The 18833-nt window shown below is 44.7% G+C and carries 21 protein-coding genes; 7 read left to right on the top strand and 14 right to left on the bottom strand.

The genetic code is table 11. The features are described from left to right. Nucleotides 1-117 precede the first annotated feature (117 nt). Together LQZ07_RS17190 and LQZ07_RS17185 are read left to right on the top strand one after the other, a co-directional pair. Nucleotides 118-702 carry a PEP-CTERM sorting domain-containing protein gene (locus tag LQZ07_RS17190; RefSeq protein WP_152781544.1) on the top strand — a complete coding sequence of 195 codons (585 nt, stop codon included), beginning with the start codon at nucleotides 118-120 and terminating at the stop codon, nucleotides 700-702. A 109-nt stretch (nucleotides 703-811) separates the two neighbouring features. Next, entirely contained in the window at nucleotides 812-1054 is a 243-nt protein-coding gene (locus tag LQZ07_RS17185) for a hypothetical protein (protein ID WP_016402214.1), read from the top strand. 105 nt (nucleotides 1055-1159) lie between these two features. Here LQZ07_RS17185 and LQZ07_RS17180 read toward each other — a convergent pair whose 3' ends face one another. Beyond that, a complete protein-coding gene (locus tag LQZ07_RS17180) occupies nucleotides 1160-2089 on the bottom strand; it encodes a LysR family transcriptional regulator (RefSeq protein WP_152781542.1) in 930 nt (309 codons plus the stop codon). Nucleotides 2090-2240: 151 nt separating this feature from the next. Here LQZ07_RS17180 and LQZ07_RS17175 point away from each other — a divergent pair, with 151 nt between their 5' ends. The 5 genes from LQZ07_RS17175 (at nucleotide 2241) to LQZ07_RS17155 (ending at nucleotide 7650) form a co-directional block, all read left to right on the top strand. Beyond that, nucleotides 2241-4217: an alkyl sulfatase dimerization domain-containing protein gene (locus LQZ07_RS17175; RefSeq protein WP_152781540.1), complete on the top strand. Its 1977-nt coding sequence runs from the start codon at nucleotides 2241-2243 to the stop codon at nucleotides 4215-4217. 49 nt (nucleotides 4218-4266) lie between these two features. Next, on the top strand, nucleotides 4267-4761 hold the full coding sequence (locus tag LQZ07_RS17170; protein WP_152781538.1) for a hypothetical protein: 495 nt from the start codon (nucleotides 4267-4269) through the stop codon (nucleotides 4759-4761). Nucleotides 4762-4830: 69 nt separating this feature from the next. Further along, on the top strand, nucleotides 4831-5328 hold the full coding sequence (locus LQZ07_RS17165; RefSeq protein WP_152781536.1) for a magnesium transporter: 498 nt from the start codon (nucleotides 4831-4833) through the stop codon (nucleotides 5326-5328). Nucleotides 5329-5331: 3 nt separating this feature from the next. Beyond that, on the top strand, nucleotides 5332-6321 hold the full coding sequence (locus LQZ07_RS17160; RefSeq protein WP_152781534.1) for an efflux RND transporter periplasmic adaptor subunit: 990 nt from the start codon (nucleotides 5332-5334) through the stop codon (nucleotides 6319-6321). Nucleotides 6322-6429: 108 nt separating this feature from the next. Further along, the gene (locus LQZ07_RS17155) at nucleotides 6430-7650 is read left to right on the top strand and encodes an OmpP1/FadL family transporter (protein WP_152781532.1); all 1221 of its coding nucleotides are present in this window, start codon (nucleotides 6430-6432) and stop codon (nucleotides 7648-7650) included. An 83-nt stretch (nucleotides 7651-7733) separates the two neighbouring features. On the opposite strand, the gene lipA is transcribed toward LQZ07_RS17155, so the two are convergent. The 13 genes from lipA to lptE form a co-directional block, all read right to left on the bottom strand. Next, the gene (lipA, locus tag LQZ07_RS17150) at nucleotides 7734-8702 is read right to left on the bottom strand and encodes a lipoyl synthase (protein ID WP_016402207.1); all 969 of its coding nucleotides are present in this window, start codon (nucleotides 8700-8702) and stop codon (nucleotides 7734-7736) included. Then, on the bottom strand, nucleotides 8699-9355 hold the full coding sequence (lipB, locus tag LQZ07_RS17145) for a lipoyl(octanoyl) transferase LipB (protein ID WP_152781530.1): 657 nt from the start codon (nucleotides 9353-9355) through the stop codon (nucleotides 8699-8701). The genes lipA and lipB overlap by 4 nt, the downstream gene beginning before the upstream one ends. Then, on the bottom strand, nucleotides 9355-9633 hold the full coding sequence (gene ybeD / locus LQZ07_RS17140) for a DUF493 family protein YbeD (RefSeq protein ID WP_040307275.1): 279 nt from the start codon (nucleotides 9631-9633) through the stop codon (nucleotides 9355-9357). Before ybeD ends, lipB begins: the two co-directional genes overlap by 1 nt. Nucleotides 9634-9757: 124 nt before the next feature. Further along, nucleotides 9758-10936: a serine hydrolase gene (locus LQZ07_RS17135; protein WP_016402204.1), complete on the bottom strand. Its 1179-nt coding sequence runs from the start codon at nucleotides 10934-10936 to the stop codon at nucleotides 9758-9760. A 93-nt stretch (nucleotides 10937-11029) separates the two neighbouring features. Then, nucleotides 11030-11839: a septal ring lytic transglycosylase RlpA family protein gene (locus LQZ07_RS17130; protein WP_152781528.1), complete on the bottom strand. Its 810-nt coding sequence runs from the start codon at nucleotides 11837-11839 to the stop codon at nucleotides 11030-11032. Beyond that, on the bottom strand, nucleotides 11829-12806 hold the full coding sequence (gene mltB, locus LQZ07_RS17125) for a lytic murein transglycosylase B (RefSeq protein WP_152781527.1): 978 nt from the start codon (nucleotides 12804-12806) through the stop codon (nucleotides 11829-11831). Before mltB ends, LQZ07_RS17130 begins: the two co-directional genes overlap by 11 nt. Nucleotides 12807-12814: 8 nt before the next feature. Beyond that, nucleotides 12815-13927: a rod shape-determining protein RodA gene (rodA, locus tag LQZ07_RS17120; RefSeq protein WP_152781525.1), complete on the bottom strand. Its 1113-nt coding sequence runs from the start codon at nucleotides 13925-13927 to the stop codon at nucleotides 12815-12817. 2 nt (nucleotides 13928-13929) lie between these two features. After that, nucleotides 13930-15792 (bottom strand): penicillin-binding protein 2, encoded by a 1863-nt coding sequence (gene mrdA / locus LQZ07_RS17115; protein WP_194164100.1) that lies wholly within the window; start codon nucleotides 15790-15792, stop codon nucleotides 13930-13932. Between the two features lie 10 nt (nucleotides 15793-15802). After that, the gene (rlmH, locus tag LQZ07_RS17110; RefSeq protein ID WP_016402199.1) at nucleotides 15803-16273 is read right to left on the bottom strand and encodes a 23S rRNA (pseudouridine(1915)-N(3))-methyltransferase RlmH; all 471 of its coding nucleotides are present in this window, start codon (nucleotides 16271-16273) and stop codon (nucleotides 15803-15805) included. Further along, nucleotides 16270-16614 (bottom strand): ribosome silencing factor, encoded by a 345-nt coding sequence (rsfS, locus tag LQZ07_RS17105; RefSeq protein WP_016402198.1) that lies wholly within the window; start codon nucleotides 16612-16614, stop codon nucleotides 16270-16272. The genes rlmH and rsfS overlap by 4 nt, the downstream gene beginning before the upstream one ends. Nucleotides 16615-16671: 57 nt before the next feature. Beyond that, nucleotides 16672-17313 carry a nicotinate-nucleotide adenylyltransferase gene (gene nadD, locus LQZ07_RS17100; protein WP_152781523.1) on the bottom strand — a complete coding sequence of 214 codons (642 nt, stop codon included), beginning with the start codon at nucleotides 17311-17313 and terminating at the stop codon, nucleotides 16672-16674. After that, complete coding sequence (gene holA / locus LQZ07_RS17095) at nucleotides 17306-18316, bottom strand: DNA polymerase III subunit delta (RefSeq protein WP_152781521.1); 1011 nt, start codon at nucleotides 18314-18316, stop codon at nucleotides 17306-17308. The genes nadD and holA overlap by 8 nt, the downstream gene beginning before the upstream one ends. A 1-nt stretch (nucleotide 18317) precedes the next feature. Further along, nucleotides 18318-18812: an LPS assembly lipoprotein LptE gene (lptE, locus tag LQZ07_RS17090; protein ID WP_016402195.1), complete on the bottom strand. Its 495-nt coding sequence runs from the start codon at nucleotides 18810-18812 to the stop codon at nucleotides 18318-18320. Nucleotides 18813-18833: the final 21 nt, after the last annotated feature.

Here is an 18833-nt window from a genome sequence, read left to right as displayed (position 1 = left end):
CTTTATAAAACATAGTCTTAATTATTTTATTAGTCTTTCTATAGATTTGGCTTAGTACTTGCAAAGAATCTAGTGCGTTAAAGGAATACCTTTTAATAACAGCAAAGGATCTGAGCAATGAAAGCACTACTATTAACCTTAACGACATTGTTTATGGCGATGTCGGCAAATGCAACGGTAATGTTAACTAGCGACAACCCAGCGCAAGCACCGGGAGTGGAAACCTATTTAGGTGATTTTCCAACACCTTTTAGTGATCCGACTGCTTTTCCTAACGTTCCTGTTGCTCAAAGCGTGTTTGACGCAGGCTCTGACATTCGAGCGGCATTTATGCTTGATCTTGATATGTTAGATGAAACTACCGATGAAGGTACTGGCGGCTACTTAAATGGCCTATTGGACCTCGAGTTTTACTGGTTTAATGGCGCTAATTTAGTGTGGCAAAACTATAACCCTTACTCTTGGGATCAAATCGAAGCTTGGCAGCCTACCTTTGATGTTCTTGCTGTATGGAGTGATAGCAGTTTGTTTGACGACGGCCTAGTAGAAAGTGGCGCTTGGACAGTGGTTGCTGCAGTTGAAGGAAGTGTAATTGGCGGTAAGCAATTTTCAGTTCCAGAACCAGCAAGTTATGCCTTAGTGCTATTTGGTTTACTTGCCATTGTGGGCAGAAGAATGCGCGGTTCATTTTTCGCTAAATAAACTATAGCGGCTTACAAGGTCATTGAATTTTCATTTAATTAATCTTGTTAATAGCTGTTTTTATATGTAGTTTATATTTTGTTCGACGTTGTAACAGAAGGAGCCAATTATGGTTTACGTAAAACGGACTTTGACAGCAGCTTTGTTGCTTTCTAGTACCTATGCCGTTGCGGCCGATGCGCCTGCAGCACCAACGCTGTCTCCAAACGATTTGTTTGCAGCGATTAGTGCTGGAACGCCTATTACTACAGCTAACTTGTTAGCTAGTGCTGGTTTGCCAGACTTTGTGCCTAGCTTACCGGGTAACGGTGGCGGTGCTGGTGGTGGTGGTTTAACGGCTTCACCAAACTAGTTGAATAAGTATTTAAAAAGAGAGCCTTAAGGCTCTCTTTTTTATTGTGCTGCTAATAGATTTATCTTTTGCCAAGCGTCAGTTTATAAACCAAGTCTTGGGCACTTATTGAAAATTTTCCTGCATATATTCTTCAATTTTATTAGCTATGTTAATCAACTCATTTCTTAGCCAAGTATTTGCGGGATCTTGAGTAACTTTTTTAGGCCAAATAAGGTAATTGGACACAGGTTTAAATTCGAATGGTGGTCTAAAAACCTGCAGCTGTAGCCGTTCTTCAAACTGTAACGCCATGGATAGAGGCACAGCAGACAGGTAGTGTGATTGGCTACACATCATAATATTGCTAAACAGCGAACCACCATGGTAAGCCACTCGCCGTTTGCTTAAATCAATATTGGTATAGTGGCTCATGGTGTAAAGGTGTTGTCGTTTTCTTTCTAATACTGCGTGCTCTTCTTGCATATACTGCGCTTCAGATAAGCTGCCTTGAATCCTAGGATGGTCTTGGCTACATACCACCACAAAGTCGCCGTCATAGAGTTTCTGGCTATTCAAGCTTGGCTCTTTGGGCGGCAGAATATCAATCATTAGGTCGTATTCTTGCGTGATTAAAGCGTCGTATATGTTTTCTTCGTATACCGGTTGGTCGAACACTTCGAGGCTGATGTTTTTATTGGGCAGCTTGGCAAACTGATCGAGCAATACCCACTGTAAGTGCTCGGGAGCGGTTATTACAAAATTTCGTTTTGACTGAGCAGCGTCAAACTGCCCAAAGGAGTGGAACACCGAATTAAGTTGCTGCAGCGGCTCTTGAATTTGCGCGTAAAGGTTTACCGAATAATTGGTGGGGGCAACGCCGCGACCACTGCGAATAAACAGTTCCTGCTGTACCTCAATTTTTAGGCGCCCTAGCATAGTAGAAATGGTCGACTGATTTGTATTTAGGTGCTCTGCTGCCTTGCTCAAACTGCCATGCTCCATTACCGCTGCAAATGCCGCCAGCAAATTGTATTTGGGGATATCGTTGTGCATTTTGCTCACCGTATTTAACGCTAGTGCTAAAGCTCTTATAAGTAATTATCGTATTTACGATAGTTTGAAATCATATCAGCCTATTTTTTAATGCTCCAGATATAAATAAAGTGGCTGCAATTTCATAATTGTAAGGCTTTAAGGTTGAACTATGACAAATCGATGTAAGCAGGTGTTACTGCCACTAGCCATTTCTAGTACTTTGTTTGTAGCGGGATATACCCAAGCAACACCCGTAATCGAAGCTAGCTCTAGCGTAGGACAAGAACTGCAAACGAGTGCAGCAAGCCAATACCAAAATATTGATTTAGATGCTCGCTATAACGACGGCGTGTTGATTGAGCATTCATCAAACCTGTTCTGGGGTAAAGGTGAGCGAATCAAGGTATTGTCTAAAACCGGTGAGACTTTAGCTTACACGGCAGAATCTGAGCATGTTCACCCCACATTAACCAAGCATAGCCGCAAGATGGATCAAGCCATCATTCAGGTAGACCACAATGTTTACCTAGGCTACGGATTTGGTATTGATACACCAGTTATGATTGAAGGTGATGATGGCATCATCATTGTTGATCCAGGTGAGTCTGTGGAGATAGCTGAGTCGGTTAAACAGCAATTTAGAAAAATCACCACTAAGCCTGTGAAAGCAATAATTTACTCGCACAATCATATTGACCACATCTCTGGTGTGCGAGCTTGGGTTAGCGATGAAGAGGTAAGCTCTGGTGCAGTTAAAATTATTGCTCAAGACGGCCTAACCGATGCGGTAGCAAACTGGTCATCTAACCTTGGTACCTTGTTTGGTCACCGTACTTCATACACTGGCGCAAAGCATGTTGAAGAGGGCGAACACGGTACCGTAAACGATGGTCTTGGTCCGCGCTTTATGCAGGGCGCTATTTCTTTTATTGAGCCTAATACACTAATTGCGGCCAACGCTACCTTAGATATCACTATTGCTGGCGTGCACATGCAAATTGTAAACGTACCTTCTGAGACTAAAGACGAAGTGGTTGTTTACCTACCCGAGCAAAAAATCCTGCATGCGGCGGAAGTATTACAAGGCGAGAACTTCCCTAACTTACACACTATTCGTGGTACTAAGTTCCGCGACCCAGCAATGTGGTTTAAAGGTATTGATGTGATGCGTCAGTTTGATACTGAAATCATGATCAACTCACATGGCCGTCCAGTTGAAGGTAAAGCAGCAGTAGCTAACGTTTTAACGGCTTATCGAGATGCGATTCAATATACCCATGACCAAACTATTCGTTACATGAATAAAGGATTAACACCTGACGAATTAGTTGAAGTGGTGAAGTTACCTAAGCATCTAGCAGAGCATCCTTGGTTAGGCGAGCACTACGGCACCGTTGCGCATGCTGTTCGTCAGATTTACGTTGGCTATGTGGGCTTCTTTGAAGCTGATCCTTGGCAACTAGAACCGATGGCTTATCAGCAACGCGCTAAGGCTTTTGTTGAGCTAATGGGCGGACGTGACAACATTATCAACACAGCAAAAGCGGCAATTGAAGCCAAAAACTACACTTTTGCCGCAGAGATCCTATCGTACCCAATTACCGTGAATAAAGATGATATGCAGGCACGCCAGCTTAAGGCCGATGCTTATAAAGCCTGGTCTGCTGAGCAAGTAAACATTAATTGGCGTAACTGGGCTCTTAATGCTGCAGCTGAGCTAGAGGGAGAGCGTGATTTCTCTAACCTAATTAGTTTTGCCTCGGTTGACGTATTAACGGCGCTACCAAGCAAGCAAATCTTTGACATGATGACCGCTACCTTAATTGCTGAAAAAACCATAGATGTGAACATGTCTATGAGCTACAGCTTTGCTGATACTGGTGAGTCTTTCACTATTGAGATCCGCAATGGTATTGCTCAGTTACATGAAGAAGTGCTAACTGATGCTAATGTGCAGATCAACACATCTCGTGCAGTGCTTAACCAAATACTCATGGCTGGACCAAATGCACTGCAAGTTATCGCCCGCAATATGGAAACAGGCAGCTTTAGTTTTGCAGAAGGCAGCATTAAAGACTTCGGTTTATTCATGAGCTACTTTGACCAAGCAACTCGCCCACAAGACTTAATGCTAATTGTACGCTAAGCAAAGCTGGTAAGGGGCCCCTAGCGGCCCCTCTTTTGAGGGGACTCAGATGTTTAGATTGTTTAGCTATCTTTTGGTCATTATCCCAATCGCAGTATCTGCATGTGGCCTTCACCAGAGTACCGGTTTGTATTTACAGACCGAACCTGGCTCTTTAGCGGTAGTTGAAAGTGTTGTAAACGCGAGAATGCGTGACGCTTTAGGCAATGCTAATAAGCCTGAGCAATTTCGGCTTTATTTGTTTATGCGTCGCTTAGCTAAAGCTAATCCAGACAAAATTAGTTTTAGCTTATTTGAAGCAATTAAAGGGCACTATCGACAAATTTTGCTTGAGCCAAAGCTGAAGATAGTGGGGCGTGATACCCGACCTAGTCAACAAGAGTTGCTGGTGATCACCGAGCTGGATGTATTAGACGCACTTGCATCAGGAGCGCTAAGTTGGCAGCAGGCGCACGCTCAAGGTTTGATTGCCATAAATGGCAACGCCGAGGATGTGGCGCAACTAGAGCGTTGGTTTGCATCGCTGTTTTTAGCTAGGGCTTAAACAATAAGGCGCAGGCAAGGTTTTCTGAACATTGCTAGCGGCTTTCAACTTTATTTTGAGGAGGGCTTTATGCGCCTACTTCGCACGATTATTTCTAAGATCCGCATCATCTTCATGGTGTTAGTTAAATTTACCTGTTTCATGTTGGTGATGCTGGGTGGTGCTTATTTGTTAGCCCCAATGGGAACGATCAATTCTAAAGACATCGACATGAGCATCTACAGCAACACACCTAATCAAACCATGATGGTGTTATTTAACTCTGAGTATTTTAGTGGGTACCTGTTTGCAGTCACTATCGCCTTAGTGGGTTTTGTTGCTTATTTGCTATGGGAATTACACGAAGTAGCAGTGCATAAAGCGCATGAGAAAAAAAGTGCACATATTCAATTAGTTTTTGCTTTGTCGTTATGTGGCCTATTTCTGCATAAGGCTTGGTGGGTGTTAGCCATCATTATTGCTTTTGCTAACTGGGCACATATTGGCGCGTCGATTAGCAAGATTATTAGTAATGGCAGACAAAAAGCGCATTCTCCTCGTCGCCCATCCGAACATTCAGAGGCCTAAGCAATGAAAGAGGTAATGATTCCTTACATCCTAATTATGTGGATTTTAGTTTCTACTGGGGCGATTAAATGGACATTAAAAAGCGCGTTTCGGATTGTATCTGGTGGACTGATGATCTTGGTATTGCTAGGCGTGCTTTCTCGCCTATGGGCGCCGGTAGATTTAAGTTACTCATCAACGGTTAAAGCTCCGCATTCGGTATTGTCGCCGCTATTGCGCGAACAAATCGATAAGATTCATGTAGAGCATAATCAATACGTTAAACAAGGTGAGGTGATTTACACCCTTATCGACACAACCTCGAGTGCCGAGTTAGAGAAGATTAAGGCGTCTATTGTTAAACAAGAAGAGGCTATTGCCCAGTTAAAGCGTGATGTGGCTAGGGCTAAAAAATCACCAGAGATTTTCAAACAGCGTGAGGTTGAGTACTACCATTCGCAATTACGTATTGCTAATTCGGCACTCGCTTCGCTACATGCAGACGCTAAAAAAACTGAGTTTGAACAGGAAAGGAAAACAATTCGTGCGCCTTTTGATGGCCAAGTAGCAGTGGTTAATGTGGCCGATGGAAGCCGCGTAGGCAATATGCATATATACGATACTGGTCGTAAATTTATGGAAATGCGTATTCCGGATCAAACCTATCGTTACGTTGAGGTAGGGCAGTTTGCCGAGTTTTATGTGGATGCTTATCCAGGCGAGATTTTCCGAGCTAGAGTTCACAGCCTTACTGCAGGTACCGGAGAGTCAGCGGTCTCTCCAATGCAGGGCCCGCAAAGTGTTCGCCAACATGTGGGAGCAAACGCCAGCTCGCATGGCCGAACGGTAATATTAGAAATTGTTGAACCCGAAGGTAAAGTCATTCCTATTGGCGCTACGGGTTCGGCGTGGATTTCGGCTAATAAACCGCATCCATTCTTTGGCTTTATTGATGTTATTGGTGCGGCTACCGTGCGCCTGCATTCTTATAAGTCTTACTTAAACGCGATGTAATACCTGTTTAAAAGTACGCCCATTGTGAGGGCGTACAACACACGTTCCATTCCCCACTTATTATTTTTTACAGCGTTAATTTTGCTTAGTGCTGAACTTAGGTTATTCATGAATACAATCAAAATGTTGCTGCTAGTAAGTGCTTCCTTCTTATTTGGAAAAGCTTATGCGGGCGCTTACATGTTCCCCGAACTTGGCATGATGAGCATTAGCACTGCTGGTGCAGGGGCTCAAGCCGTTGCCGAAGGTGCTGAAACTGCTTTTGCTAACCCTGCTGCAATGACGGAACTTAACACCACCACACTTGCATTTAATGTGCAGGGTATGGTGTCTAACATTAACTATACCGACAATGGTTCAACTGGCGTGTTTGCGGGTGGGGAATCATCTTCGAAAGCTGGTACTGCGATGCCAGTGGGATCTATGTATGCCGTTACTCCGCTTAACGATAGTTGGTCTGTTGGTTTAGCTATAGCATCTGCCGGCGGTTCCATTATTGATTATGGGCCGAATTTCGCTGGTTCACTATTGCTACAAGATGCACAGTTAACCACTGTACAGTTTAATCCTAGCATTGCTTACCAAGTGAAAGATGACTGGTCGATAGGTTTAGGCTTGGTTGCTGAATATGGTGTATTAGAACAAAACTTTGCAGGTCACTCCGATTCCTTTTTACCTTCAGTTTCGGCAGAAGGTAGCAGTGTCGAGTTTGGTTACACCCTTAGCAGCCTCTATAAATTTAATGACGACAATCGTATCGGCTTTACTTACCGCTCTGAGTTAAACCACGATATGGATGGTGATATTAGCTCTGACAATCGCAGCAGTTCTTCATCCATTAACATTATTATGCCAGCTGTGGCCATTGTTAGTGGTTATCACCAACTTGAAAGCAAACCTGCTTTATTATGGAGTTTAGGCTGGAGCGATTTTAGCAAAGTGTCTGAAACAGCTATTTCGCTGGCTAATCGTGAAGCAGGCATCGCGCGAGAATGGCAAGACACCTTTTCTGCCAGTGTTGGTATGCATTACCCCTTAAACCAGCAGTGGCGCTTAGAAAGTGGTGTATATTACGAGACATCACCGCAAGATGATCCGAGCTTACAATACCCAGATGTGCCTACCGGAGAGTTATGGAAACTTGGGCTTGGTGCTAGCTACAAGATTAACCAAAATTGGCGGATGCAAATGTATTACGAGTACTACTACGGCGGCACCCCAAGTATTGATTACACCTTATTCGAAGGCTCAGCTGCGGAAAGCTCGTTAAAAGGTGATTATGAGGCGGCAGTTCATTTCTTTGGTGTATTGTTTAACTACCAGTTCTAGTTTGTTGTATTAAGCGCAAGGCAATAAAAAACCAGCATGTAATTGCTGGTTTTTTAATGAAGAGGGAACTGATTTAACTAAGCTTACTTCACTTCTTCGCCTTTGGCTTGTAAGTCAGCGTGGTAGCTTGAGCGCACTAATGGCCCACAAGCCGCGTGAGTAAAGCCCATGGCCTCTGCTTTTTCTTTTAGTTCATCAAACTCTTCTGGCGGCACGTAACGCGCTACCGGTAGGTGATGACGGCTAGGTTGCAAGTATTGGCCAAGCGTTAGCATGGTTACGCCGTGTTCGCGTAAATCTCGCATAACCTGCAGGATCTCTTCATTGGTTTCTCCAAGCCCCATCATTAAGCCAGATTTAGTCGGTACATTGGGGTGTAGTTCTTTGAAACGCTTTAGCAGCGTTAATGACCATTGGTAATCTGAACCAGGGCGAACTTGCTTGTATAAACCTGGAGCTGTTTCTAAGTTATGGTTAAAAACATCTGGTGGGTTTTTGTCTAAGATTTCTAAAGCGCGATCCATACGGCCTTTAAAATCAGGTACCAAGGTTTCTATTTGAATATGTGGGCTGCGTTGGCGAATTTCACTCACACACTCAGCAAAGTGGGCGGCACCGCCATCACGTAAGTCGTCGCGGTCTACCGAGGTAATTACCACATATTTTAGCTTCATGTCGGCAATGGTGGCAGCTAACTTGGCAGGTTCTTCGGCATCTAGTGCTAAGGGCTTACCGTGGCCAACATCGCAGAATGGGCAACGGCGAGTACAAATGTCACCCATAATCATAAAGGTAGCAGTACCGTGGTTAAAACACTCTGCTAAGTTAGGGCAAGATGCTTCTTCACATACCGAGTGCAAATTATGCTTGCGCATAGCACTTTTAATTTCATTGATTCGAGTGCTATCAGAAGGAAGTTTAATACGCATCCAATCTGGCTTACGTAACATGGTTTCCTTTTCCGAGGGTATTACCTTCACTGGAATAAATGCCATTTTGTCGGCATCGCGAAGTTTTACTCCGGGCTCCATACGCACTTTTTTTGCACTCATAGTGTGGGTAGTCCTTGTTGATGTTCTGTACTGCTATAAGCCAGCTGCTTCACTAACACCGTGCTAAGGTGTTCGGAAACCTGACTAATGTTTGGGCTAGCAACATAGTCGCTAATTTGTGCCATTTCTAAACCGGCATAACCACAGGGGTTAATTTGCAAAAACGGACTTAGGTCCATGTCTACGTTTAATGCTAAACCGTGGAAAGAGCAGCCTTTGCGAATACGTAAACCTAAAGAGGCTATTTTCTTTTGGTCTACATACACTCCAGGTGCGTCTTTTTTGGCAAAAGCCTCAATCTTATAATGACTAAGGGTTTCGATGATGCTTTGTTCGATAATGGTAACTAAGTCGCGAACACCAAGTTTACGGCGACGCAAGTTGAGCAAGGGGTAAGCCACTAGTTGGCCAGGACCATGGTAAGTGACCTGACCGCCTCTATCTGCTTGCACCACCGGAATGTCGCTACTGGCTAGTAGGTGTTCCGCTTTACCTGCCTGGCCTTGAGTAAACACTGGCTGGTGTTCTACCAGCCACAATTCGTCATCCTGCTCAGCGCTGCGTTGATCAGTAAAATCACGCATAGCTTGCAAGATGCTTGAATAGTCTTGAAGGCCTAGTTGGCGAATGATTAAGCGGTTTTGCTCAGGCATTATAGTACGTGGCGTACGTCTTCAATGGCACCAATTTGGGTGTAAAGGCTCTCAATGTGTTGTTTGCTGGTAACTTTAACCACCAAGGTAATTGATTTGTAATTGCCTTTACTGCTTGGACGCGTTTTAGGGCTGTAATCACCCGGCGCTAAACCTTGAATAACACTTAATACTTCATCTTCTAAAGTGTTGTTGTTTACGCCCATGATTTTAAAAGTAAAATCACATGGGAACTCTAAATATTCATCAAATTTAGTTTGCATTTCTGACCTAAGAATACTGATTTAAGCCGCGATTTTTGGTCGAGCTAGAAATAAAAAACGCGTTATTCTAACGCGTTTTTGTGAGCTTTGCCTAAAATTTCCGCCAATTGGCTTAGAGTTTATGCATTGGTCTTATTGCTTAACTAAATAAAGACGCAAAGAACAACTTAATGTAATCCAGTAAACGTTTGAAGATCCCACCTTGTTCTACTTCTTGCAGAACAACTAATGGGTACTCGGCAACATCTTCTTCACCTACTTGGAAATACACAGAGCCTACAGTTTGACCTTGGCTTAATGGCGCTTTTAGTTCTTCTTTTAGTTCAAAGCTTGCTTGAAGCTGACTTGCTTGGCCGCGCGGTAGGGTAAGGGCGATATCTTGGTTAACACCTAAAGATACCGTGTCTTGGTCGGCCATCCATACAGTTTGTTCTACAAAGCTGTCGCCAGCTTTATAAGGCTTAACGGTTTCGAAAAATCTAAAGCCCCAGTTAAGTAGCTTTTTACTCTCGGCTGCACGGGCTTTCGCAGAGTTAGTTCCCATAACTACCGCTACTAGACGCATGTCTTGGTTGGTAGCTGAAGAAACTAAGCTATAACCGGCCTTGCTAGTATGGCCAGTTTTCATGCCATCTACATTTAGGCTTTTATCCCATAGTAGTGTGTTGCGGTTGTGCTGAGTAATGCCGTTAAAAGTGAATGATTTCTCTTTGTAAATGGCGTACTCATCTGGCACATCACGGATCATCGCCGTGGCCAAAATGGCCATATCTTTAGCAGTGGTATATTGCTCGGTGCTGTCTAGACCGTGGCTGTTAGCGAAGTGAGTATTTACCATGCCTAAGTGGCCAGCCCAAGAATTCATTAAGCTGGTGAATGAGTCTTCGCTGCCGGCAATATGTTCTGCCATGGCTACGCAGGCGTCGTTACCTGATTGAATAATGATGCCGCGGTTTAAGTCAGCAACTTTGACTTGTTTGCCTACTTCGATAAACATTTTTGAAGAATCTGGGAAATTCTTCGACCAAGCTTTTTCGCTAATGGTTACCATGCCATTAGGGTCAAGCTTGCCCGATTTGATTTCTTTACCAATGATGTAGCTGGTCATGATTTTGGTTAAGCTGGCTGGCGCTAGGCTGTCTTCTTCATTTTCGGCAGCAAGTACTCGGCCTGAGTCAAAATCTACTAAGTAGTAGGCTTTGGCTGAAACAATAGGAGCATTAGGGATAACTTGAGGAGCGGCATAAGCTACGCTCATACTACTTGCAATCAGAAGCGCAGAGGCGCAGCTAACACGCTGAAATACATTTTTTATCATGGTTGGCTCTTTGGCTTGTTAGTCAATAAACACGGACGGCAAACACTATAACAAAACTTTTCGGCAGTTTGTTAGTATCCTGCTCTAAATCCACTAGTTTGCTTTTAGATTAATGATATAAGCGTCTTTATAGGGACCTTTACGCATGTTTGCCAAGTACTTCTCGGCGCTTAATACATCATAATAGGGGCCCAATCGCAGTTTCTGCCAGCCATTCTCGGTAACTAATTGAGTGCTTAAACCTTCAGCTTGTAACTGTTGCTGATGTTGCTCTAATACCTGCTGATTTTTACTGGCGAGCAGTTGAACATAATATTGTTGAGCACCCGGCTGAGGCTTTGTGGCGGTTTTATCATTGTCAAAACGCAACAGCCTAATTTTAACTTTGGCTGTACCAGATTTCAGCATGTCGAGCTTGTAAGCCGCAGCATAGGATAAATCGATGATGCGTTTTTGGTGAAAAGGACCACGGTCATTAACTCGCACAATAACGGTTTTGTTATTGCTTAAGTTGGTAACTTCTACATAGCTAGGCAGTGGCAAGTTTTTGTGGGCAGCCGACATACTATACATGTCGTAAATCTCACCGTTGGATGTGAGGTGACCATGAAACTTTTTGCCGTACCAGGACGCTTCCCCTTCAACTTCGTGCAGCTCTATATCGCGCCATACTTGATAGCTTTTCCCACGTACTGTGTAGTCACGGTTGCCTTGGCGGCTGTATGGTTCAAAACGTGGGATGGGGTTTTCGATATGATCTAGCTCTGGAGCTGAATCGGGTGCCTTGTCATTACTCATCCCATAGCGCTGATCGCTTGGTGAAGAGCTACAAGCACTAAGCAGTGCTGCTAAGGCAACACTGCTTAAGTAAACGGTGACAAGGCGTTTAAATTTACTTGGCATTAGTTTGCGCCTGAGCCTTTCGTAGTTGCTCACTAAATTGATACACGGCCATGGCATAAAGCGGGCTACGGTTATAGCGAGTAATCACATAGAAGTTATGTTCGGCTAACCAATAACTGTGGCCATCAGCTTCTTCCAGCTCTAGCAGTTTAACGGGGGTGTTATTTGTTAAGCTCGCTTCGGTTTTAATTCCCGCTTGAGACAGCTCTTGCCAAGTATTATTAATTTCTAACTTTTTGCTTAACCATGGTTTGGCTTGTGTAGTGTTTGACTCAGCGGCATGCACTACGGGTTTGCCTAATTGCCAACGGTGTTTAGCAAAGTAGTTAGCTACGCTGCCTATGGCATCAACTGGGTTGTTTAGCATGTCTACTTTGCCATCGTTATCAAAATCTACGCCGTAATGGATATAGCTAGAAGGGATAAATTGACCAAAACCCATTGCGCCAGCGTACGAACCTTTAACTTCGTCTAAGGCCCAGCCTTGTTGTTCTGCTAAACGAATGTAATACGCGAACTCTTTGCTAAAAAACTGGCCGCGTTTAGGGTAATGGAAACCTAAAGTATACAAGGCATCAATGACTGGGTAAGTCCCTTTGTGTCGCCCGTAGTAGGTCTCTACGCCAATAATGGCAACTATTATTTGTGCTGGAACCTTAAACTCTTTTTCAGCGCGCTCTATGGTTTCTTGGTGCTCTTGCCAAAAGGCTAAGCCAGCTGCTAAACGTTCTTCGGTAAGGAATAAATCGCGGTAAAGGTGCCAAGGTTTAGCTTCCCATGGGCGAGTAATTGCATCGATTACCGCTTGCTGATAGGTGGCTTGCTCGGCGGCTTTTTCTAAGCTCTCGAGCGGAATATCAAGTTCTTGGCTTAATGCTTCAATACGTTGCTGCTGTTCGGTGTTGGCCAAGGCAGAAAATGACCAGATTTGAGACAGAGCAAGTAATAAGCAACAACATAAGCGCATAGCAATCCTTATTGGGCATAAAGCCGTTTGTGAGTATGAACAGACATCAGAATGCCAAAACCTGCCATCAGTGTCACTATCGATGTGCCGCCATAGCTCACTAAAGGAAGCGGAACACCTACCACGGGTAGTAAACCGCTCACCATGCCAATGTTTACAAAGATATAAACGAAGAAGGTTAAAATAATGCAACCAGCTAACAAGCGGCCAAAAGCTGTTTGTGCCTGAGTAGCAATAAACAAGCCGCGACCAATGATGTAGAAATACAAACACATCAACAGCACTACGCCTAAAAAGCCAAACTCTTCGGCAAATACCGCAAAAATAAAGTCGGTATGCCGCTCTGGCAAAAAGTCTAATTGAGATTGAGTGCCTTGCAGCCAGCCTTTACCGGCGAAGCCACCAGAGCCAATAGCAATTTTAGATTGAATAATGTGGTATCCCGCGCCTAGGGGGTCACTTTCTGGATTAAGTAAAGTAAGCACTCGTTGGCGCTGGTAGTCGCGCATTAAGAAGAACCATAGCAAAGGAATAAAGGCGGCAATCGCTGCACCCGCTGCGCCCACTAATCGCCAGCTCATTCCGGCTAAGAACAAGGCAAAAATCCCAGAGGCCGCAACCAGTAAAGATGTTCCTAAATCGGGCTGCTTAGTGATAAGCAAGGTTGGCGTAATTGCAATGGTGGCACCAATCAGTAAGTGTTTGAAGCTAGGTGGAAGAGGGTGCTGACTAATATAACGCGCGACCATGAGGGGCACGGCTAGCTTCATAATTTCAGATGGTTGGAAACGGATAAAACCGAGGTCTAACCAACGCTGGGCACCTTTACCCACATCACCCACTATCAGCACCGCCAATAGCATCAACAAACCGGAGAAAAAGAAGAAGGGCGCCCAACGCAAATATACGTCGGGGGGAACTTGCGCCAGTACAAACATCACTACAGTCGCTAAGGCAATGCGCACCAGTTGGCGATTTAGCATCGCCATGCTCTCGCCGCTGGCACTGTATAAAACAAACATGCCCAAGCCCATTAATAACACTAAACCAAGCAATAAAGGCCAATCTAGGTGCAGTCGCCACCACAAAGAGTTTTTCTGCTCTTGGCTATAGTTGCCCATGCTTAAAAGGTTTCCTTGGTTTCAAAATAACTATCAAATAACTCGCGAATAACCGGCGCTGCATTGGAGCTACCACCACCGGCATTTTCTACAACCACTGAGGCAACAATCTCGGGTTTTTCGAAGGGCGCATAGGCGACAAACATCGCGTTATCGCGGTGTTGTTCTTTAAGGCTTTCGGCATCGTATTCTGCATCTTCAGCGATGCCTACAACTTGCGCAGTGCCCGATTTACCAGCAGCGACATAAGTGGTGTCTTCAAAAGCTTTACGCGCGGTACCGTTACTTTTGTTGATTACGCCGTACATACCATCTAAAGCAACCTGCCAGTTTTTATCACTGTTTAAGGCAATAGGCGCTTGAATTTGCGGCGGCAAGCCAATGTGTGAGTTGGCATCGCCGACGCTTTTTAAAATACGTGGGGTAATAATTTTACCTTTGTTTACCAAAATATTGGTGGCCTGAGCGAGCTGTATAGGGGTGGTGGTCCAATAGCCTTGGCCAATGCCAACAGAAATGGTGTCACCTTGCCACCAGGGTTGGCGGTAGCGAGCACGTTTCCATTCACGGCTAGGCATGTTGGCGCGGCTTTCTTCATGAATATCAATGCCAGTGTATTTACCAAAACCAAACTTGCTCATGTAGGCATGCATTTCATCGATGCCAGTTTCGTAAGCCAGTTTGTAAAAGTAAGTATCTACGCTTTGTTCAATGGCTTTGTAAACGTCAACCCAACCATGTCCCCAGCGCTTCCAGTCACGGAAGCGGCGTTTGGTATTAGGAATTTGGAACCAACCTGGGTCCCACATGCGTTGCTCAACAGTGATTTTACCCAGCTCTAATCCCATTACAGCTAACAGTGGCTTAACCGTAGAAGCTGGGGGGTAAACGCCTTTGGTGGCTCGGTTAATGAGCGGGCGGTCGGTAGAGTTAAGCAGCTTGTTGTAATTTTTGCTGCTAATGCCATTTACAAACAGGTTAGGGTCATAACTTGGGCTAGATACCATGGCTAGTACGCCACTGGTTTTGGCATCTAGAAGAACCGCTGAACCACGGCGTCCTGCCAGCAACCTTTGAGCTTCTAGTTGCAAGCGAATGTCTACGTTTAGGTAGAGATCTTTACCTGGAATAGGTGGAACAATCTTCATGGTACGAATAATTCGGCCACGGTTATTCACTTCAACTTCTTGATAACCAACACTGCCATGCAGAATTTCTTCGTAGTAGCGCTCGATACCTTGTTTGCCGATAGTGCGCGTTGCATCGTACTCGGCCAGTTTGTTTTCTTTCTCTAGCCGCTCTAAGTCTTTTGCGTTAATGCGCGCAACATAGCCCAACAAGTGGGTGAGGCTGTCGCCATAGGGGTAGAAGCGAATTAAGCTGGCATCGATGCTGGCGCCATGAAATTTGTGCTGTTGCACGCTAAACATGGCCACTTGTTGCTCAGTAAGTTGCGACTTAAGCACTACTGGTTTAAAGCGACGTGTGTGTTTGCGGTTTTGCTGGAATCGCTCAACATCGTTTTCGCTGAGCGCTAATAATTCACTTAGCTCGGCGATCATTTGGTCGAGGTCGTCTACATTCTCTGGGATGATCTCTAAACTAAAGTTGGGGCGGTTTTCTGCCAGTAATACCCCATTCCTATCGTAAACCAAGCCGCGGGGAGGGGCGATAGGCAAAACTTTAATGCGGTTGTCGTTAGAGCGAGTGGTGTAGGTTTCGTGCTGTTCAAATTGCAGATAATAAAGGTTGCCCAGCAATACACAAATAAGCGCAAAGGTACCTAAAATAGCCACCAATGAACGACGGTTAAACAACCGTGATTCAGCCGAGTGGTCTCGCATTGCGACGCGCTGTCTTGCCATACTTTAGCGTTTATTCTCTGTGATAAGGGTGGTTAGCCGTAACACTCCACGCGCGATAGAGAGTCTCGGCAACGATAACTCTCACCATTGGGTGGGGCAAAGTGAGTGCCGATAGCGACCAGCGTTGTTCGGCAATGTTGGTGCAACTTGGGGCTAAACCTTCCGGGCCACCAATTAACAGGCTTACATCGCGGCCGTCCATTTTCCAGTTGTCTAGTTGCTTCGCGAGCTGCGGTGTGGTCCAAGCTTTACCGGTAACCTCTAGAGTTACAACACGGTTGCCTTTAGGTATAACCGCTAAGGTGGCCTCACCTTCTTTATCAAGAATGCGCTTTATGTCGGCATTTTTACCGCGGTTCCCGGCTTTTACTTCAACCAGCTCTAGTGGCATATCTTTAGGAAAGCGACGCGCATACTCTTGATAGGCCGTCTCAACCCAAGCAGGCATTTTAGTGCCTACAGCCACTAACTGTATTTTCATCCGGCTTTAGACTCAGAAACAGCGGGTGCCCATAGTTTTTCAAGTTGGTAAAAGTCGCGAGCGCTGTCTTGCATTACGTGCAATACCACATCACCTAGATCAACCAATACCCACTCTGATTCGTCCATGCCTTCGATGCCAATCACTTCAAGTTCAACTTGCTTGGCTTCTTTAACTACATTGTCGGCGATGGATTTAACATGACGCTTAGAATTACCACTACAAATTATCATGGTATCGGTCACGTTAGAGAGTTGGCTTACGTCTAGATTTTGAATATCTCGACCTTTCATATCTTCAATTTTGTCTACTACAAAATCGATCAGTTGTTGGTTTTGCAACAAAAGAACCCCAAATTTGGCTTAAAAGATAAGTATATCACGCTCTGTCTGGCTAGGTTAAGCGCCGTAAAGCTTATGTTGAAGAATATAGCTAAGGACTTTTTCAGATAACTGATTTTTCAGTAAGTCTAGGTTTGCTTGGTTTTGCAAGTGCTGGCGGATCTCGCTCGAAGACATATCCATTTCTTGCAGCTGACAAAAGTATACTTTGCCATTGTTGTGAGCGCTTAGCTCACTAACATCTTTGCATAACTTGGTTTCAAGCCATTGGTTTAGCTGCTCTGAGACTTGTAAGTGGTAACCGGGACGGGCAATCACGATCAGATGAGCGTAGTCGCAAAGCGTTTGCCATTCACGCCATTTATCTAAATGATTGAACGAATCTAAACCCATCACAAAGCCAAGCGGCTGATTTGGGTATTCATTAGCGAGTTGTTTAAGGGTATCGCAGGTATAAGAGTGGCCACCTCTAGCAACTTCGCGCCAGTCTAGCTTAAGCTGAGGATAATCACTGAGTGCTAGCTCTAGCAATTGTTGGCGATGTTGCGCGGTACTAAATTGCTTCTCTTTAAGCGGTGATAAGGCATTGGGAAGTAGTGTTATGTCGGTAGCTTTGGTGGCAGCTAGCAATTGCTGAGCACTGATAACGTGTCCAAGGTGAATAGGGTCAAATGAGCCGCCAAAAAACAGCTTAAGCATGTTTAACCGTAGGTGATGCCAGTTCAAATACTAAGCGTTCTAATTGGTGCCAAGCATGGTCACCGGTAAATTGCTTAATGGCCTTGTCTATTTCGGCAACTTGCATACGCGCAGCGTTAACTTGTTGTGGGCTATAGCGTTTTGCTGCGCTACTGACTAAGCCTTGGCGCTTATTCCAAACGCCATGCTGTTTAAATAAACTGGAATGGTGGCTAGAGGGCTGCTCTTGCAAAAGCTGTAGTAACTTAAACTCTTTGTCTAGGCCCCAATTGATTAAGGTTGGCTCTTCGCCTTCAAGCTGCAGCTGCTTAATGATTAATAAGCTGCGCTGAAAGTCACCGCCTAATAGGGCATCGACCAATTGAAAACTCGAGAAATGATTGGCATGTGACAAGCCCGCTTCAATTTCTTTTAACGAAGGAAGTTGCTGCCCCCAGCGTAATGCAATGGTTGATATTGCCTGGCTAAGCGCGAGTAAGTTCCCTTCGTAATAATGCAGTAATAAGGCTATTAGGTCGTTATCGGCGGGCAGTTGCTGTTGGCTTAAACGTTGCCTTACCCAAGCGTGTAATTGTCCACCTTCTGGTGGATAAATCATTACCACTAAGCCTTGTTGGTCAAAAAGCTTGTACCAATTTTGCTTTTCATTGGCTTTGGTTAACTTAGGCACGCTGAGTAAAAATCGAGTCTCAGGGTTGAGCAACTGTAGTAGTTCATCAAGCTGATTTTGAATGGCTTTGTCGGGTACCCGATCAAGTTGCAGTTCAATTAAACGATATTGGCTAAACAGCGACAGCTCAGACATTGCATCAAAAATATCTGGCCATTGAAAGTCTGCATCAAAGGTGAACTTTAAGCGTTCTTCAGCCAAACCTTGTTGTTGTAATTGTTGGCGAATGCTGTCGATAGTTTCAATCTTAATCAGCGGTTCTTCACCTGCTATTAAATAGCAGCTGTAGTTTGCGGCATTTTGCTGTGACAAGCGGTCAGCGTAGATGCGCATATTACCAACTAACCGTAGCCAATTGACGCATAATTTGGTCGGCAGCCATTACCCGTAACTCGTCGTACAATAGCTCCCGCTCTCGTTGTTTTGCTAGTGCTGCTAAGGGGTTATCTTGGAAGTCTCGGTGGAGTTGCACATTAATCGGGAAGTTGCCTTGGTCGGCAATTTGCAAGTAACCGCCCACTTGATAACTTAACTCGTATTCTGCGACCTGACCGTTTTCGAATAACGACAGCGTGCGCTTGCTAATATCTTCGCCTCTTAGGTGCAGGGTTGGAATGCCACTTTCAGGAAATTCAAATACTGCGACATTGTTTTGCGCTAGTTGACGTTTTAGCTCACGAACTAGTGGGCTAAATTCATCACTTGAAGATACGTAGATTTGAGTGAGTTTCTCATCTAACAAATAGCTGCCACGTGGTGCAAAACCACAGGCCGAAATTAGGCTAATGGCTAAGGCAATAACGGCGAAACGAATGGTTGTTAAAGTCATGCTTTCTCGTAGTAAAAAACG

The organism is Agarivorans sp. B2Z047 (genome assembly GCF_023373605.1).
In the GTDB taxonomy this organism is placed as follows: Bacteria; Pseudomonadota; Gammaproteobacteria; order Enterobacterales; family Celerinatantimonadaceae; genus Agarivorans; species Agarivorans albus.
The sequence above is the reverse complement of the archived record's forward strand: the minus strand, read 5'-3'. Positions and strand labels throughout refer to the sequence as shown.

Bases quoted from the DNA above. Each gene is read 5' to 3' on its own strand.
- LQZ07_RS17175 (WP_152781540.1), top strand. From the start codon at position 2,241: ATGACAAATCGATGTAAGCAGGTGTTACTGCCACTAGCCATTTCTAGT.
- mrdA (WP_194164100.1), bottom strand. From the start codon at position 15,792: ATGGCAAGACAGCGCGTCGCAATGCGAGACCACTCGGCTGAATCACGG.
- nadD (WP_152781523.1), bottom strand. From the start codon at position 17,313: ATGCTTAAGCTGTTTTTTGGCGGCTCATTTGACCCTATTCACCTTGGA.
- LQZ07_RS17185 (WP_016402214.1), top strand. From the start codon at position 812: ATGGTTTACGTAAAACGGACTTTGACAGCAGCTTTGTTGCTTTCTAGT.
- mltB (WP_152781527.1), bottom strand. From the start codon at position 12,806: ATGCGCTTATGTTGTTGCTTATTACTTGCTCTGTCTCAAATCTGGTCA.
- lipB (WP_152781530.1), bottom strand. From the start codon at position 9,355: ATGCCTGAGCAAAACCGCTTAATCATTCGCCAACTAGGCCTTCAAGAC.
- LQZ07_RS17190 (WP_152781544.1), top strand. From the start codon at position 118: ATGAAAGCACTACTATTAACCTTAACGACATTGTTTATGGCGATGTCG.
- lptE (WP_016402195.1), bottom strand. From the start codon at position 18,812: ATGACTTTAACAACCATTCGTTTCGCCGTTATTGCCTTAGCCATTAGC.
- LQZ07_RS17165 (WP_152781536.1), top strand. From the start codon at position 4,831: ATGCGCCTACTTCGCACGATTATTTCTAAGATCCGCATCATCTTCATG.
- rodA (WP_152781525.1), bottom strand. From the start codon at position 13,927: ATGGGCAACTATAGCCAAGAGCAGAAAAACTCTTTGTGGTGGCGACTG.
- LQZ07_RS17170 (WP_152781538.1), top strand. From the start codon at position 4,267: ATGTTTAGATTGTTTAGCTATCTTTTGGTCATTATCCCAATCGCAGTA.
- LQZ07_RS17135 (WP_016402204.1), bottom strand. From the start codon at position 10,936: ATGATAAAAAATGTATTTCAGCGTGTTAGCTGCGCCTCTGCGCTTCTG.
- LQZ07_RS17160 (WP_152781534.1), top strand. From the start codon at position 5,332: ATGAAAGAGGTAATGATTCCTTACATCCTAATTATGTGGATTTTAGTT.
- LQZ07_RS17130 (WP_152781528.1), bottom strand. From the start codon at position 11,839: ATGCCAAGTAAATTTAAACGCCTTGTCACCGTTTACTTAAGCAGTGTT.
- LQZ07_RS17180 (WP_152781542.1), bottom strand. From the start codon at position 2,089: ATGCACAACGATATCCCCAAATACAATTTGCTGGCGGCATTTGCAGCG.
- rlmH (WP_016402199.1), bottom strand. From the start codon at position 16,273: ATGAAAATACAGTTAGTGGCTGTAGGCACTAAAATGCCTGCTTGGGTT.
- holA (WP_152781521.1), bottom strand. From the start codon at position 18,316: ATGCGCATCTACGCTGACCGCTTGTCACAGCAAAATGCCGCAAACTAC.
- lipA (WP_016402207.1), bottom strand. From the start codon at position 8,702: ATGAGTGCAAAAAAAGTGCGTATGGAGCCCGGAGTAAAACTTCGCGAT.
- LQZ07_RS17155 (WP_152781532.1), top strand. From the start codon at position 6,430: ATGAATACAATCAAAATGTTGCTGCTAGTAAGTGCTTCCTTCTTATTT.